At 63.2% G+C, this 13,669-nt stretch carries 26 protein-coding genes; 2 read left to right on the top strand and 24 right to left on the bottom strand.

The window, feature by feature from the left end:
• The gene (locus QRN59_RS20410; RefSeq protein ID WP_284984275.1) at positions 1 to 222 is read left to right on the top strand and encodes a hypothetical protein; all 222 of its coding nucleotides are present in this window, start codon (positions 1 to 3) and stop codon (positions 220 to 222) included.
• Here QRN59_RS20410 and QRN59_RS20405 read toward each other — a convergent pair.
• From QRN59_RS20405 to QRN59_RS20385, 5 genes are all read right to left on the bottom strand, one after another.
• On the bottom strand, positions 219 to 782 hold the full coding sequence (locus QRN59_RS20405) for a hypothetical protein (protein WP_284984274.1): 564 nt from the start codon (positions 780 to 782) through the stop codon (positions 219 to 221). The two genes, QRN59_RS20410 and QRN59_RS20405, sit on opposite strands and share 4 nt — an antisense overlap.
• Positions 779 to 1,690 carry a hypothetical protein gene (locus QRN59_RS20400; RefSeq protein WP_284984273.1) on the bottom strand — a complete coding sequence of 304 codons (912 nt, stop codon included), beginning with the start codon at positions 1,688 to 1,690 and terminating at the stop codon, positions 779 to 781. The genes QRN59_RS20405 and QRN59_RS20400 overlap by 4 nt, the downstream gene beginning before the upstream one ends.
• Positions 1,687 to 1,986, bottom strand: a complete 300-nt coding sequence (locus QRN59_RS20395; protein ID WP_284984272.1) for a hypothetical protein — start codon at positions 1,984 to 1,986, stop codon at positions 1,687 to 1,689. The genes QRN59_RS20400 and QRN59_RS20395 overlap by 4 nt, the downstream gene beginning before the upstream one ends.
• A 78-nt stretch (positions 1,987 to 2,064) precedes the next feature.
• A complete protein-coding gene (locus QRN59_RS20390) occupies positions 2,065 to 2,721 on the bottom strand; it encodes an HGGxSTG domain-containing protein (protein WP_284984271.1) in 657 nt (218 codons plus the stop codon).
• Entirely contained in the window at positions 2,711 to 2,968 is a 258-nt protein-coding gene (locus QRN59_RS20385; RefSeq protein WP_284984270.1) for a hypothetical protein, read from the bottom strand. The genes QRN59_RS20390 and QRN59_RS20385 overlap by 11 nt, the downstream gene beginning before the upstream one ends.
• 60 nt (positions 2,969 to 3,028) lie before the next feature.
• On the opposite strand from QRN59_RS20385, the gene QRN59_RS20380 reads away from it, so the two are divergent.
• Positions 3,029 to 3,358 (top strand): hypothetical protein, encoded by a 330-nt coding sequence (locus tag QRN59_RS20380; protein WP_284984269.1) that lies wholly within the window; start codon positions 3,029 to 3,031, stop codon positions 3,356 to 3,358.
• 22 nt (positions 3,359 to 3,380) lie between these two features.
• Here QRN59_RS20380 and QRN59_RS20375 read toward each other — a convergent pair whose 3' ends face one another.
• From QRN59_RS20375 to QRN59_RS20285, 19 genes are all read right to left on the bottom strand, one after another.
• Positions 3,381 to 3,785, bottom strand: coding sequence for a hypothetical protein (locus QRN59_RS20375; protein ID WP_284984268.1), 405 nt, complete (start codon positions 3,783 to 3,785; stop codon positions 3,381 to 3,383).
• Positions 3,778 to 3,927: a hypothetical protein gene (locus QRN59_RS20370; RefSeq protein ID WP_284984267.1), complete on the bottom strand. Its 150-nt coding sequence runs from the start codon at positions 3,925 to 3,927 to the stop codon at positions 3,778 to 3,780. The genes QRN59_RS20375 and QRN59_RS20370 overlap by 8 nt, the downstream gene beginning before the upstream one ends.
• Positions 3,924 to 4,124 carry a hypothetical protein gene (locus QRN59_RS20365; protein WP_284984266.1) on the bottom strand — a complete coding sequence of 67 codons (201 nt, stop codon included), beginning with the start codon at positions 4,122 to 4,124 and terminating at the stop codon, positions 3,924 to 3,926. Before QRN59_RS20365 ends, QRN59_RS20370 begins: the two co-directional genes overlap by 4 nt.
• Positions 4,121 to 4,999: a hypothetical protein gene (locus QRN59_RS20360; RefSeq protein WP_284984265.1), complete on the bottom strand. Its 879-nt coding sequence runs from the start codon at positions 4,997 to 4,999 to the stop codon at positions 4,121 to 4,123. Before QRN59_RS20360 ends, QRN59_RS20365 begins: the two co-directional genes overlap by 4 nt.
• A gap of 9 nt (positions 5,000 to 5,008) precedes the next feature.
• Complete coding sequence (locus QRN59_RS20355) at positions 5,009 to 5,167, bottom strand: hypothetical protein (RefSeq protein ID WP_284984264.1); 159 nt, start codon at positions 5,165 to 5,167, stop codon at positions 5,009 to 5,011.
• Positions 5,164 to 5,304, bottom strand: a complete 141-nt coding sequence (locus tag QRN59_RS20350; protein WP_284984263.1) for a hypothetical protein — start codon at positions 5,302 to 5,304, stop codon at positions 5,164 to 5,166. The genes QRN59_RS20355 and QRN59_RS20350 overlap by 4 nt, the downstream gene beginning before the upstream one ends.
• Before the next feature lie 90 nt (positions 5,305 to 5,394).
• The gene (locus QRN59_RS20345) at positions 5,395 to 5,754 is read right to left on the bottom strand and encodes a putative PDDEXK endonuclease (protein WP_284984262.1); all 360 of its coding nucleotides are present in this window, start codon (positions 5,752 to 5,754) and stop codon (positions 5,395 to 5,397) included.
• A complete protein-coding gene (locus QRN59_RS20340; RefSeq protein ID WP_284984261.1) occupies positions 5,751 to 6,098 on the bottom strand; it encodes a hypothetical protein in 348 nt (115 codons plus the stop codon). Before QRN59_RS20340 ends, QRN59_RS20345 begins: the two co-directional genes overlap by 4 nt.
• A 597-nt stretch (positions 6,099 to 6,695) precedes the next feature.
• On the bottom strand, positions 6,696 to 7,001 hold the full coding sequence (locus QRN59_RS20335) for a hypothetical protein (RefSeq protein WP_284984260.1): 306 nt from the start codon (positions 6,999 to 7,001) through the stop codon (positions 6,696 to 6,698).
• The gene (locus QRN59_RS20330) at positions 6,998 to 7,384 is read right to left on the bottom strand and encodes a hypothetical protein (RefSeq protein ID WP_284984259.1); all 387 of its coding nucleotides are present in this window, start codon (positions 7,382 to 7,384) and stop codon (positions 6,998 to 7,000) included. Before QRN59_RS20330 ends, QRN59_RS20335 begins: the two co-directional genes overlap by 4 nt.
• Before the next feature lie 118 nt (positions 7,385 to 7,502).
• Positions 7,503 to 7,973 (bottom strand): HNH endonuclease signature motif containing protein, encoded by a 471-nt coding sequence (locus tag QRN59_RS20325; RefSeq protein WP_284984258.1) that lies wholly within the window; start codon positions 7,971 to 7,973, stop codon positions 7,503 to 7,505.
• 114 nt (positions 7,974 to 8,087) lie between these two features.
• Positions 8,088 to 9,371: a replicative DNA helicase gene (locus tag QRN59_RS20320; protein ID WP_284984257.1), complete on the bottom strand. Its 1,284-nt coding sequence runs from the start codon at positions 9,369 to 9,371 to the stop codon at positions 8,088 to 8,090.
• Positions 9,368 to 9,772, bottom strand: a complete 405-nt coding sequence (locus QRN59_RS20315; RefSeq protein WP_284984256.1) for a hypothetical protein — start codon at positions 9,770 to 9,772, stop codon at positions 9,368 to 9,370. Before QRN59_RS20315 ends, QRN59_RS20320 begins: the two co-directional genes overlap by 4 nt.
• A 353-nt stretch (positions 9,773 to 10,125) precedes the next feature.
• On the bottom strand, positions 10,126 to 10,581 hold the full coding sequence (locus tag QRN59_RS20310) for an HNH endonuclease (RefSeq protein ID WP_284984255.1): 456 nt from the start codon (positions 10,579 to 10,581) through the stop codon (positions 10,126 to 10,128).
• 94 nt (positions 10,582 to 10,675) lie between these two features.
• On the bottom strand, positions 10,676 to 10,816 hold the full coding sequence (locus QRN59_RS20305; protein ID WP_284984254.1) for a hypothetical protein: 141 nt from the start codon (positions 10,814 to 10,816) through the stop codon (positions 10,676 to 10,678).
• On the bottom strand, positions 10,813 to 12,255 hold the full coding sequence (locus tag QRN59_RS20300) for a DNA cytosine methyltransferase (protein ID WP_284984253.1): 1,443 nt from the start codon (positions 12,253 to 12,255) through the stop codon (positions 10,813 to 10,815). The genes QRN59_RS20305 and QRN59_RS20300 overlap by 4 nt, the downstream gene beginning before the upstream one ends.
• Positions 12,252 to 12,599, bottom strand: a complete 348-nt coding sequence (locus QRN59_RS20295; protein WP_284984252.1) for a hypothetical protein — start codon at positions 12,597 to 12,599, stop codon at positions 12,252 to 12,254. The genes QRN59_RS20300 and QRN59_RS20295 overlap by 4 nt, the downstream gene beginning before the upstream one ends.
• A 332-nt stretch (positions 12,600 to 12,931) precedes the next feature.
• Positions 12,932 to 13,087, bottom strand: coding sequence for a hypothetical protein (locus QRN59_RS20290; protein WP_284984251.1), 156 nt, complete (start codon positions 13,085 to 13,087; stop codon positions 12,932 to 12,934).
• A 30-nt stretch (positions 13,088 to 13,117) separates the two neighbouring features.
• Positions 13,118 to 13,612, bottom strand: a complete 495-nt coding sequence (locus QRN59_RS20285; RefSeq protein WP_284984250.1) for a single-stranded DNA-binding protein — start codon at positions 13,610 to 13,612, stop codon at positions 13,118 to 13,120.
• Between the last annotated feature and the right edge of the window lie 57 nt (positions 13,613 to 13,669).

Genomic DNA, 13,669 nt, shown 5'->3' with positions numbered 1-13,669 from the left:
GTGGGTGCGTTGCGCTTCGGTTTTGGCCCGGCCGTCCGCGATGAGGCGGCCGGCCCCGCAGGACCGGTGGAAGACTGGCATCAGGTCCGTCATGCCCTCTTCGTCCCGTACCGCGCCCATGTGGACACGCATGGCGGGCTGGCCGGGGTGGATCGGGAAACCGCATCCGGGGCACGTTTCGCGAACTACGGCAGTACTGCTTCGTTCGGGGGCAAACATTAGTCGTCGCACCCGCAGCATTCGGAGTCGGCGGCTTCTTCCTCGAGTCGGTACAGTTCCTCGATGACACGGGTTTTCTTGGGCCCGAGTTCCTCGAAGTACTCCTCGAAGTATTCATCCGCGAGCTGCTCGAGGCGTGTGGTGCGGGCGATCTTCGCTGCTGCTTCCGCAGCCTCTTTCTTCTTCGCCTCGTCAGCCTTGGCCTTCTCTTCGCTTTCCAGCAGTGCGGCAACTGCAAGCCAAGTGGCTGCGACCTTACGGACCTTCTCGGCGTCGGCGCCGTCGTTCAGTTGGATGTTTTCGCCGGCGGCGGTGGTGAAGGACCCGCCGTTGACCGTCGTGTTGGTACGACCGATCTTCGGGAGTGCTTCGCGGGGGACGAGGACGAACGCGGACTCCACAGCGTCGGCTACATAGCCCAGATCAGCGATGATTTCCACGCCGCTGTCGGGGCTATACCGGACGGTCCTGCCCGGGGTGCGGTCCAAGATCACGCGCTGCAGGTGCGTAATCGGGCCTTGCACGCCGAAGCTCGCGCCGGGATAAAAATGCTTGGGGTTCATGGGGTGTTCTCCTTGGGTTGGTGTTTGCGGATCTGCATTGCCTGGTAGGTGTCGAGGGCGTCCCCGAGCCGGTACATGGCCGGTATGGGGTGGCCGGTTTCGTCGTGGTCTGGGTTGGCGCGGTGGATGTGGCCGCGGGTGGCCCACATGCGGATGGTGCCGGGCCGGATGTTGAACCCGTAACCGCCGAGTGCGCGGGAGAGTTCGGTGGGTGTGAGGATCGCGTATTCGGCGGCGGTTTTGCTGTGTGCCCGCCAGGTTGCTACTTCGTAGGTGGAGTTGCAGTCCTTGCAGGTGGCGATGGTGTCGCCGGGCAGGGCATAGAGTTCGGCGCCGCACACGATGGGCTCGTCGGGGGTGTCCGGGTGGGATGTCTCGAAACTGCAGGTCCCGGCGAAGACCCTGGGTTGTCGGCGTTCCGCGGCCGTTTGCGCTGTCTTGAGGAGGTTCGCGAGTTCGCGTTTCGCGCCGGGCGCCCACACTGCCATGCGGATCAGGTTGTGTTGGACGATGATCCACGCGGCTAGCTGCTCGTTACCGGGCAGGGACGGTTTCGCGGGCAGTGGCAGGGTCGGGCCGATCACGTGCGCCGTCAGCTTGGCCACCTTGGCTTCCCATGCCTGCACCCAGACCCTGAGGAGCCGCCGGCCCGTGAGCCTGACGTGCAGCTGCAGGTTCGCCTGCGCGGCCATCGCGTCAAGATTCAACGGTGCAGGTGCGTGCTTCGTCCCCGACGAGCCCACACTGTCGCCGTTCACGTCCTGCATTTCCACGGTCGGCCGCAACGTGTCCAGCACGTCGTCCACGGCCCCGAGGTCGTACAAGTACGTGTCCGTGCACGCGTCACACAGGGCCGCACCATCCAGGTTGGGCTTAGCGCAGGAACCGCACTCAGTGGCCGCTGTCATTTGCCCGCCTCGTCATAGTGCGGCAGCAACGCGAACCGCCGGACGATCACCATCTGCTCGAGCCGTGGCTCCTCCTGGTGGACTTTCGCCCGGTACACGGCCAACGTCGCGGCGTGGCACTCAGCGGCTAGCTCCGCGTCCGTGAGCCGCTTGGCTTTCGCGCGCTTGTCCACCGTCTCTGTCATGTGGATGACATCCAGCACCGCACCGCTAGTCATGGTTTTCGGAACGAGGTATCCGGCTGGCCATTCGGTTTCCCGGTATGGGTAGACCGTGAGTTCGAGTTCCTTACTCATGCGGGCATTCTCCTAGTGATGCGGTGTGGTGTTGGTAACAAGTCTACGCGTAGTTCGGTAGTAGCGCTTCGTTTTTGCTCAACTTTTTAGACCGGGCGTGTCGCTGATGGCTCGCAACACTTCTGGGACGACGATGGGCACCAGCCTTGCCTGGGCGTCAGTGAGTTCCAGGCGGGACAGGATGAGTTTGAGGGCGTTGAGGAACTGGCCTGCGGTCTGCTCCGACAGGCGCAGCTGGCGTTCTTCGATGCCTGCCCGGGCCGCTGCGACGGCGAGGTCGCGGGCTTCCTTCTCGGCCTCCCTGAGCAGCTTCCACCAGATGGACGGCTGCGCTTTGAAGGTTTCCTTGTCGATGGGACCATCAGGCCCGGTGCCAAGGTCATGAGAGTCCAGTCCCCACACAAGGTCTGCTTCGGGGAGTTCCTGGACCTTGGCGCGCAACCACAACACCTCAGCCCACTTCATCGAAATCAACCGCATGAGGACTTCCACCGGGTGGATGGTCTCCCCGTCGACGGGTTCGCCAAGGTTCATCAGGATCTTCCTCGCTTCACGGTCCTGCCGACGCTCCTCGGCCTTCATCTTCGACCAGGGGCTCCCAGCCCCGTGGAGCCGGCACCGGGTGGCGTCGGGTTCAGGGGATTTCGTGCATGGGTTCTCTTGCCGGTTCTTCGCCCCGCAGATCAGCCGCCCGTCCACTTGTTGCCCGGCCCGGTAGCGTGGGTCATTGGCCATGGGTGGCTCCTAACTGTCGGACGTGGGCGAGGTATTGGATGGCTTCGTCGGTGGTGAATCCGGCGCGTTCGAGGGCGAGTTTCTCGGTCCATTGCCGGTCCGCCCATGCCTGTGTTGTTTCGTCGGGTTCTTGCAGTGTGGGGTTGGTGACGGCGTGGGTGGTGTCGCGTGGGGATCCGATCGCGCATAGCGGGCCGCAGTACTCGCCCCGCTTCGACGGCCCACCACACGCCCGGCAAACTCCCATAACATAATTTTACCGGTCGATTGGACAAACCAGACTGAAAACGTCCCGCCCGTCCGCGACATGCCCGCACCGGACGCACATCCAACGCTGGGTTTGGATGGCCTCCACGAACGCGACCCACGCCGCGCAGGCCGGGTACACGTTGACCCTCGGTTGCCCGGGGCGCCCGGTGCAGGCGTGGTCAGTGCGGACGTAGTGGGTGGCGGGCCCGTCGTCGTGCCATGCGTGGTCGTGGCCGTGCTGGGAATGAGCGCATCCCAGCACCTCATGGAAGTCCAACGCCTCCAGCACGTCCACGTCGGGCAGGGTCGTGGTCATTCGGGTGCTACTTCCTCGTGGCACCACCGGCAGTACCAGCGACGCAACCACGGCGACCACTGCCCCTTGTGACCGAACAACCGGCAGACGATGTTCATGAGAGGGCGGCTACGGTCTCGGCCATGGCCCGCTGCTGGGTCAGGGTTTTGTGCATGGCCTGGATCAGTGCGTCTTGCGCGGTGATCGTTTCCCGCTGCTCACGGACGAGGGCGCGGGCGGCACGGAGCCGGTCGCCGGTCTTGTCATGCAGGCGTTGGAGGCTGGCGACGGGTCCAACCCACTCGGCATCGGAAGCGCTCATGCCTCTGTAGAGTCCGGCTTGGTAAGCACTCACCACCACCGTGTCCTTAACGAATCCGGCCAAGTCCAGCACGTCGGCTTGGTGCTCACTCATGGTCGAGGTGATGGCCTGCCCGCACCCGTTGCACACGTGCCGGGTTGGGTTGTGCAGCAGCCGCGTCGCGGAATGCTCCTGCAACAGCTTGGCGAGGTCAGACATGGTTCTCCCTGGTGAGTGCTTGCTTCTGTTCCCACGCAGCCATTCGTGCTTGGGAGGGGTTGACGTACCCGCTCGTGACTTCTTCCCGGGTTTGGGGCGCGCCGTCGGGTTCGGCGCGGTGTCTCGGTTCGCGGTCGCTCATATCCCCAGCCTTGCCGCGATTTCGGGGGTGGCCACGACACCATGCGCGGCTCCATGCGCCTGCACTAAGACCAGCGTGAGGGTGCGGACCTCATGTGCCAACGCGAGGGACGCCTGAGCCTGCACGTAGGCGTCGGGTACGCAGTTGCCGGTGTCGGCCTCGTCGGCGTACGGGTTGCCGTCCAGGGCGCGGCTCACTTGGTGGCCTCGGGCTTGATCATGAGTTCCAGCAGTTCGAGCGCGTAGGGCTGCTGTTCCTTGTTGAGGGCGTGGATGTGTTCGAAGATTTCGGGGTGTTCGCGGTAGTACTTGCGGGCCGCGGAGTATGCGGCGCTGTAGCTGGTGCCCCAGGTGTCGTACGGGGCGGCAGCGGCAGCGGCAGCGGCAGCGACAGCGTCAGCGACAGCGACAGCGGCAGCGGCAGCGACAGCGGCAGCGGCAGCGTCAGCGTCAGCGTCAGCGACAGCGGCAGCGTCAGCGGCAGCGTCAGCGACAGCGACAGCGGCAGCGACAGCGGCAGCGTCAGCGACAGCGGCAGCGTCAGCGACAGCGACAGCGGGCTTCTTGGCGTAGTGTTCGCGGACCTTCGCCTCAACCTTCTGGCGGAGTTCGGCGCGGGATGCGGAGCGCTTCTTCCATGCCCGTTCGCGGATTTCGCGGAGCTTGATGATCAGCTCAGCCGCCGGAACGGAGATGAGCGTGGCGAGGAGGTCCGCGTCATCGTGCATGCCGGCCAGCCGCAGCCACGGGCCGAGGAGCTTCTCGATGAGGTAGCGGGTGGCGATGCGCTGGCGTTCCTCATCCAAACCGTCGCCACCGGTGCCGACCATGCGCGGCAGGAACGGGGCGAGGGCTTGGCGTTGCTCGGCGTTCCACCTGTCGTTCAGGCGGATCGTGTATCGGGTCAGGACGGGGGACGCGCATTCTGGTGCGTCGGTGTGGCCTTCACCGGCCAACCAGGCGACGACTTCCATGCTGCAGTGGCCGTCTTCGAAGGAGTTGTGGCTGGATGCGTCGAGGGTGATGAGGCCTTTGTTGAAGGCTTCGAGGCGTTCGGGGATGAGCGTGGTCATGGGGTTCTCCTACTTGGTGGTGGGGGTGAGGATGCTGTCGCGCTGTGCGGGTGGCATGGCGTTGAACTTGGCGATCAGCCGCCAGTTCTTCACGGGGTCAAGCCCGTAGTTTTCGTCCGGCAAGGTGATGGGCCGGGTAGCTGTCGGGATCGCGACTGGCGGGTTCATGATGCGGGCTCGGCTGCGATGCGTGCTTTGAGGTCGCGGATGAGTTCGCGCCTGGTCGCATAGTTGGACGGGGTTTCCTCGATGCCTTCAGCGAGGGCGAGGATCCCGGTGAGGGTGGGGGCTTTCTTGGGTGCCATCGTGTTCTCCTTGGTGGGTGGTTATGTTCGCAATCCTACGCTTGCTACTACCGAACGTCTAGTATTGACGCTTCGTTTTCTTGCAAACTTTTAGGGCGTCCCGAGGGTGAGGAGTTTCACCAAGTCCGAGAGGGTGAGGGTTACGTATTGGTCGCCGGGTTGTCCTTTGCCGCGCCGCTTGTGGACCACGAGGCCGAGGAGTGCCCCGTCGTTCCCTGCTTCTACTTGGGCTTCGGTGACCCAGCCGGCGAGGTTGGTTTTGGCGACGTTTTTGCATTCGATGACGAGTCGGTGGCCGTGGTGGCGTAGTCCGGCGATGTCGCCTTTGTCGGCTGCCCCGGTTTTGACGCGCCGGTCGATGCGGTCGTCGACCTCTTGGGCGAGGTAGTCGGCTATGAGTCGTTCGAAGCTGGTCCCGGCTTGTTTGGCGGTGGCCCTGGTGCGTGTCATGCGGCGTCCTTCGTGGCTAGTCGGCGTGCTTCCCATTCGGCTACTTCTTGGGCGGCGGCTTTGAGTCCTTCCGGGCCGCCGTGGACGGTGGGGGACAGGTCCGCGGGGTGCGTGTCGCGGTAGGCGAGGGCGGACGCGGTGGGCGCATAGGTGGCGGGCCCTCGGCGGACACGCTTCCGGCGCTGCCTGGCGCGGGATGCTTGGATGCGGCGTTCGATGCGTTCCATTTCCGCGACGGCCGCCAGGCGTGCCCGCGCAAGGCCGTCCAGTTCCTTCTGTAGCGCTTCGCGGGAACGGGTGAGGGCTAGTTCCGGGCTTATCACGGCCCCACGCTGGTAACTCATTCCCTGCCTCTTTCCGTAACCGCACGAGCCCGCAGTAGTTCAGCGACTCGGTAGGAGTTGTATGCGCGTCCGTTGCCCGTGCCGTCTGGTAGCCGTGAGTTGAACTCTTCAGCCGCGTCCTCCAACGCCTGTGCGCGCAGGAACGGGGCAGCGGCTTCAAGGGCGGCGCGCATTAGGTTCACGCGGGGCAACCAGCATGTGCAGTCGCGCTCCGGACGAACCTCACAGTCGTCCGAGTGAGGTAGCCACTCCGCCGCCGCTTCTATCGCTTCTTCCGGGATCATTCCGGCCTCCTTGTATCGCACGGCCCATGGTGGGCAAAGTGCAGCCGGCATTTAGGCGCCCTACATGGTCCTTTGAGCTTGAGTAGCTCGGCCTCACGCTCGGCTAGGACGAATTGCGTAGGTCCGAGTTTCCCGTACCCGTTTGCGGCCAACACGGCGGCCTGGTGGGCTTCGAAGTCGGATTCGTAGCGTTCGGGGAATACGTCATCGGAGCTGTCGACTTCATGGAACACGGCCCCACAGGTGCAATCGAGGCTTGATGCGATCCGGTTCTTCGCGAGCACCTCCGCGATTCCCTCGGCCATTGACGCGCTCACTCGGCCACTCCCTTTGCCAACCGAATCTCAATGACATTGGCCTGCTTGCGCAACTTTGAGGCGCGGTCCTTGCACCAATCCGCGAACTCCCGGCGTTCGTCGTTGGACAGGATGATTTCCTCCTGCTGCTCGCCTCGGCCGATGAAGCGGCGGAACCATCGCCCGCGCTTTACGGCTACCTCGCTCACTGTTCCTGGTGTTTCGCATTCAAGCAGCATCCCGAGGCCGTCCAAGACTCTGGCACGATTGCGGTATCTGTCGGCGTAAGCCAAATCGGCGCGCATACTCTCAACCGCGCTCATGCTTGTTCCCCGAGTGCAGCGGTCACGGCGGTCACAGTCGGGCACGGCCACAACGATTCGCGGTAGCCAACCTCTCGGACGCATTGGCCTTCACATGGAGCTTCCTCGATGGTCTTGCAATGGCTGCACAGCTCGAACGGGACAAGATCGGCTTCCGTGAGGTCCGTGCGCTCCTCCAGAGCATCCTGCTTTGTCTGGTATGAGATATCCGCGTCCTCGTCCGTCATCCAGTACGTGACTGGCTTGTGCAGCGCGAGTACGGCGTCGAGTGCGGCAAGGAGTTGGGCGCGGTCTTGTGGTGCGTGAAGGCCGGGGGTTCCATGATCCCGGTACGCTTCAACACGCTTACGGATTGGTGCCAGGAGGGAAGACAGGTCAGACATCGGACGCCGCCTCTTCATGGGGTGTGGTGGTGCTCATCGGGTTCTCCTGTGGTGTTTGTGGGTGTGTGTTCATGGTATCGGGTGTTCGCGTAGTTGGGAAGTGTTGCTTCGTTTGCTGTCAAGCGGAGATGCGATCCATCTCACTGTGCGTGAATAGATCCCGGCGTTTGGCAGCCACAGCGGCAGCCGCTTCGTTGAGATTGGCAAACATGCCGACGTGGTGGAGCTTGCCTTTATGCCCTACTTGCGCCCGCCACTTGCCGCTGGCTTTGTACCAGACGACGCCGCGGACGCCGGACTTATTGTTATGGCGGGCGCCTGCCCTGTTCTCTTGGTTTTGCTTGTGGGTCGCTAAGCGCAGGTGGTCCGGGTTCACGCATCCTGGGTTGTGGCAGATGTGGTCAACGACCAGCCTTGGGGGGATGGGGCCGCGGGCGATTTCGTAGGCGGCGCGGTGGGCCTTGACGACGCGGCCCTCAGTCCGAAACCTGCCGTAGCCGTGTTCATTTTTGCTGGCGGTCCAGTTCCAGCAACCTGGGGTTTTCTCGACCTTCGCCCAGAACCGTTCTGCTGGGGTAAGCTTTGGCATATCGAACTCCTTTTCAGTTCGGTCACGGTCCCGGGTGTTGGTAGCACCGCGGGACCTTTTGCGTTCTCGCATTCTACCATAAAATACGCGAACGACGGCAGTAACACTTCGTTTCTAAGCATCGTAAATGCTGGAGTAATGTCCAAAAAATTGCATGTCGGCTACGTCGGTGCGGCCGTTGCGGTTTTTGCCGACGATCATGGTGAGGTCTCCGCGTTTGTCTCCGATGATTTCGCGGTGGAGGAGGATGACTACGTCTGCGTCTTGTTCGATGGCGCCGGATTCGCGGAGGTCGCTGATGGTGGGCATGCGGTCGGTTTGGGCTGCGCCTCGGTTGAGTTGGGAGAGGGCGATGACGGGGACGTTCATTTGCATGGCGAGGATCTTCAACTGCCTGGACATGTCTGCGACGAATTCTTGGCGGTTTCGTTTGTCGCCGGTGGGTGCGGCGAGGAGTTGGAGGTAGTCGACGACGATGCCGGCGAGGGGTTGGCGTCGGTTGACGGAGCGGGCGAATCGTTTGATGTCGGTGATGGTGACGCCTGAGTTGTCGTCGACGTAGAGGGGGACGGTTTGCCAGTTGGCGCGGCGTGCCCGGATTTTGGTCCAGTCTTCATCCAACAACTGGCGGTCCATGAGGCGTTTGAGGTCGATGTGGAGGTCTGCTGCGACGGCGCGCATTTGTACGTCGGCGTTGGACATTTCGAGTGAGACGAATGCGACGGAGCCGTGGGCGGTGAGGCTTTTGGCGAGTTGGAGGGCGGCGACGGATTTGCCGACGGAGGGGCGTGCGGCGACGATGTAGAGCCCGCCGGGGCGTAGGCCTCCGATGATGGCGTTGAGGTCGCGCCAGGGGGTGGGGACGTGGTTGGGGGCTTCGTCGAGGGTGTCGAGCATGGCGTCGATGGTTTCGCCGAAGGATTCAACTTTGTCGGCTGTGGCGCGGCTGGTGTCGTCGACAGCTTTGCGGGCTTGTTCGACCATGTCGTCTTCGTCGCCGCCCCGGCGGGCCATGTCTTGGATGCTGGCGGCGGCGGTGATCAGTCGGCGGCGGACGGCTGCCCTTGCGACGATGCCTGCGTAGTATTCCCCGGATGTGGGGGAGGGGCACTCCATGGGGAGTTCGTGGAGGTAGGCGGTGTTGCCTCCGAGCATGGGGAGTTCCCCGGCGCGGGTGATGGCGTCTCCGACGGTGAGGACATCGACGGCTTGTCCGCCGGCGTGGAGTTTGAGGATGGTGTCGTAGATGGTTTCGTGGCGGGGCTGGTAGAAGTCGGTCCCGGTGAGGATGTCGCTGATGTCTCCGATGGCGTCCCGGGAGAGGAGCATGGCTCCGAGGGTGGCGCGTTCCGCTGACACGTCCTGGGGTGGGACGTTCTCGGGAGCGGGTTCGGTCATGCGGGTTCCTCCAGCGGCTTGCCGCGGTGCATGGCGGGGGCACGGTACAGGGCTTTGAGGTCTTCGGTGGTGGCGGGCCCGGCGTTGGCTTTGTCACGGTCGTGGAATTCCATGGCCTTTAGGATCCATTTACGCCACGAGTCAGGCCAGCTCGCGGATGTGATGTTCTTTTCCCGGGCGTGGGCGGCGAACTTTTCGGTTTCCAGTTCGAGGTTCAGGGTACGGGTGGTGCCGATGGTGCGGAGCGCCCAGTTTTGCATGGGGGCGGTCATGGTGAAGTTCGCGGGGATGGGCATGGATGTTGCAGTGCGGAGCTCGCTGACGTTGCCTGCGGCAAAAGACGCGTCAGCGTCTTTTGTTAAAGGGGTCGGGTCGGGTCGGGTCGGGGCGTTGTTAGTCACATCGTCAGTAACGGTGTCAATAACGGCGTTACGGTGCTTATCTCGCCACGCCTTCTGTCGTGCCCTGTTATGCTCCCTTTCCGCCTCAACCTCAGTCTTTGTGGGCTGCATTTTCCCCCACTCGTGGAACTTGTAACCAGTCTCCGTCTCCACCCAGAGTCCTACCTGTACAAGCTTTCGTGCGTCCCGCGCCTGTGCTCCTAGTGTGCCGATCATGTGCTTCGGGAGTGCGCCGTCCGTGAGGTTCGCGCCACACCATGCCCCGGCACGGACCCACAGTCCGAGCGCAGAGTTGCCCGCCTCGATGGCCTTTGGGTGAAAAGCAAATCCGTCATCAACCTTGAACCACGCCATCAGCCACGCTCCAGATTGCACGGCATGCAAAGCACGCGCAGGTTGTCTTCGGAGTCAGGACCGTCGTCCCTGTATCGGACGATATGGTCGAGGGAAAGTCCATCTAGTGCCCCGCAGAACACGCAGCGATAACCGTCGCGCTCCATTACGGCCCGCCTGACGGTCTTGCGGATGTTCGGACGGTAATCGCCATCTTGCGACTTCCTCCACACGACAAACCTCCAGCCTCCCGCTGCAGGCATCCATAGCTCCGCGGTCACGAGGGCATTCACATGCACTTGCGACCCGGCCAGCTCCTCAATCACATAGTCGGGAATGAAGCCGTCCGTATCCTGCCTCACCGACCATGAGCCTGCGATGGTCCACAGGCCCAGGGCCGCCAGACGGTACTTACGCGGGATGCTCATCAGCTTCCGAGACGTGTGGAGCTTGTCGTCCACCTTGAACCAAGCCATTATTCTCCGGGCCTTTCAGTGCGTAGATATCAAGCATAAGACCAGCGGCGCTGTGCGAAGTGCACGCGCGCCGCTGGGTGTCATGGTCATGGATTTATTCCCGGGTGATCCCGGCGCGACGTTCAGCGGTCGCCTGGTCCGACGCCCACCCGTTCTTCCCGTCCGCGGCCAGCCAGAACCACTGGCCCGGATGCGTCTTTGAAGGAAACACGTGCGGCTCGACGTTAGCGCTCATGCTGCCACCAGCGTCTCTGCCATGCAGGCTACAAGGTCCCTTGCTGCTGGTGGCGTGACGGCGTTGCCAGCCATTTTGACCTGCTCGCGTTTGTTGCCGAGCATGATGTATTCCTTCGGGAAGGCCATGCCCGCTTTGATTTCGTGCGGCTCGAGCATCCGGAATTCACAGTCGTCCACCTCGGGTACTTTCCATTCGGCCAGGCCGTGGTGGAGACCGTTGGCGGCGAACGTATCGAGCGGCTGCCCCACATCCTTGGGCGCGTTCGTGCCGCGGAGAGTGGTGATCATAGCGAACCGGTCATGCGTGGTGATCGTCGGGATCGCCTTGGAAGTGGCGTGCATCTGCCCATTGCCGTAATACTCCATCAGCATGTGCGTCCGCGGCGGCGTGAGCAGCCCGGTCTCGTTGCGAGTGGTCTGGGTGCGCAGCGCATCGCTGACCCGGGCAGCCTCTTTACCTTCGCGGCCTTCGACGGGCACGAGCAGCGAACGGGTGTAGGCGGTCGTCTGGGTCTGGAACGGTTCGGTGTTGACGGGGCTGATGATCTGCGAGCCGCGCACTGAATCAATGCTGACGGGTTCCTTGCCGTACTTGGCGAGCCCTGCCCGGATCCGTGCGAGGGTCTTGTCGGCCAGTGGCTTCTTGCGGTCCCCGATGCGTTCCCCACGGAGTGACCAGTCGATGGCGTGGGATGCGGGCAGCCAGCCAGGTTCCACGACGGCGTTCTTGCAGGACGCCTTGGGGCAGCGGTAGACGTACTGGGCCCGGTATCGTCCCCATTGCTCGGCTTTCTTGAAGACCTGCATCGAGTCCACAACCTCGTCACAGGACGGGCAGTAGGCCTTGGGCCGGAAGTACTTCTCCACGTCGGGTGCTTTGTTGCCTTTCTTCCAGAAGAGGACGTACATGCGGTCGCGGGACTGCGGGGCTGGCAGGCCGCCGTGTTGGGCGTGCATGCTGTTCAGGTATTGGATGCGGTGTTCGTAGCCGAGGGATGTCATTGCCATCAGCCAGGCGTCGAACATGACCCATTTGGCGGCGTCCACGACGTTCTCGGTGATGATGGCCCGGTAGTGGTGGACTTCCGCGAACCGGGGTACGTCCCACATGGTGGCCCGGGACCGGTCGGCGGCTTCGTCAGGGAGTGTGTCCCCGAAGAGGTCGGCTTGGTTCGTGATGCGCTTCTTGCCCTTGGCCACGGAGTGATTAGTGCATTCAGGGGACGCCCAGAGGATGTCCGAGTTGCCGATGTATCTAGGGTCGGTTTCCTTGATGTCAGCCTGGACGTGGATCGTGTCCGGGTGATTCGCGTTGTGCGAGTCCAGTGCCTTCTGCCAGTGGTTCAGGGCGGTCTTCACGCTGATGCCCGGATTCTGGATGGCACCCGTGCTGCTGCCACCGGCGCCGCAAAACATGTCCGTAATCGTGAGTGTCATGTAAGGGTTCCTTCCTCCGGTTCGAACAGGACGGTTGCGGGGCCGTGCTTGACAGCGTGGTGGAAGCCCTCTGCGGTCAAGATCCGGTGGGCGCGGTAGATGGTTACGGCGATACCGAAACAGGTGCGGATGATGCTCCCATCAGGCAGCGCATCCACCTCGGCGGTGGTGGTGATGGTGCGGTGCTTGACGTAACCCTTGAGCCGGACGACGTCGAGGGCGTGTTCCGCGCCTTCGCTGTAGCCGTAGAGGGCGCTCACCTGGTTGTTGGCGTACTCTGGCTGCCGCTTGGCGTCGGCCAGCAGGTGGGCGTGGATCGCGTCTAACTCGTCGCGGTCGCTCATTTGGCGCACCTGCAGTCCAGGTTGTCTACTTCGGGGTGTCCGCAGCCGGGGCAGAGGTTAACGGTCTGGCGTGGCCGCGTACGGGGCAGTGTCACGGGCGGGCGTAGGGCAATGGTTGGGATTGTTGTGGTCATGGTTTTCTCCTTGTGCGAATCGTGGGGCGACTTGGTGGCAGTCGCGGCAGGTTTGTTTGAGGGGACGGTCGGTTCGGACGGTGCGTTTGAAGTCGATGCCGCAGCGGGCGCAGACAGCGGTTTTGGATCGGGGGTCCACTGTCTGCGCCGCTACAACCGCGAGGCGCGTGGCGGTCACGGGCCGGTGCACGGTGTGCATTAGACGCCGCGCTGCGCCGCGTCGCGTTTGTCCTGCCCGGCCCGTGCAACCTTCTTGCGGGTCAGGTGCCGGCGCTTCGCCTTGGACTTCGCGGTCGGCCAGGTTTCGGCGTCACGGTGGGTCGCGGTTGCAGGGGAGGGGATACGGTCATTCATGGTGCGGGTTCCTTTCAGGGGTGACTTGGGTTAGAAGTTCGGTTCGCCCCAACCGGGCTCGGCCGCCGACGGGGTGCTGCCCCAACCGCTCGACTGCTGCGGCTGGCCGCCCCAGCTACCTGATTGCTGCGGGGCGCCCCCGTTGCGCTGGGCTTGCTGGCCGTCGCCCTGGGTGCGAGTAACCTTCGCCGTCGCGTACTTGAGGGCAGGGCCTATTTCCTCGATTTCCAGCTCAATCGCGGTACGCTTCTCCCCCTCCTTCGTTTCATAGGAGCGGGCCTTCAGCTTCCCCGTCGCGGTCACCCGCATCCCCTTCGTCAATGACGCGGCCACGTTCTCAGCGGCTTCACGCCACACCGCGCAACGCATGAACAGGGTCTCCCCGTCTACCCACTCGTTCGTCTGCGGGTTCTTCGTCCGCGGCGTATCAGCGATGGTGAAGTTAGTGACCGGGCTGCCAGACGGGGTGCGGCGCAACTCGGGATCGGCAGTCAGATTGCCGGTGATCGTCAGGATGTTAGTCATGCTGCTTTCCGTTCTTTCTTGGGTGTATGCGATGTGACATGCCAGCCTTTGTGTTCG

The sequence above is a fragment of the Arthrobacter sp. efr-133-TYG-118 genome, from assembly GCF_030209755.1.
In the GTDB taxonomy this organism is placed as follows: domain Bacteria; phylum Actinomycetota; class Actinomycetes; order Actinomycetales; family Micrococcaceae; genus Arthrobacter.
Note: the sequence above shows the minus strand (reverse complement) of the source record. Positions and strands in the feature narration are given on the sequence as shown.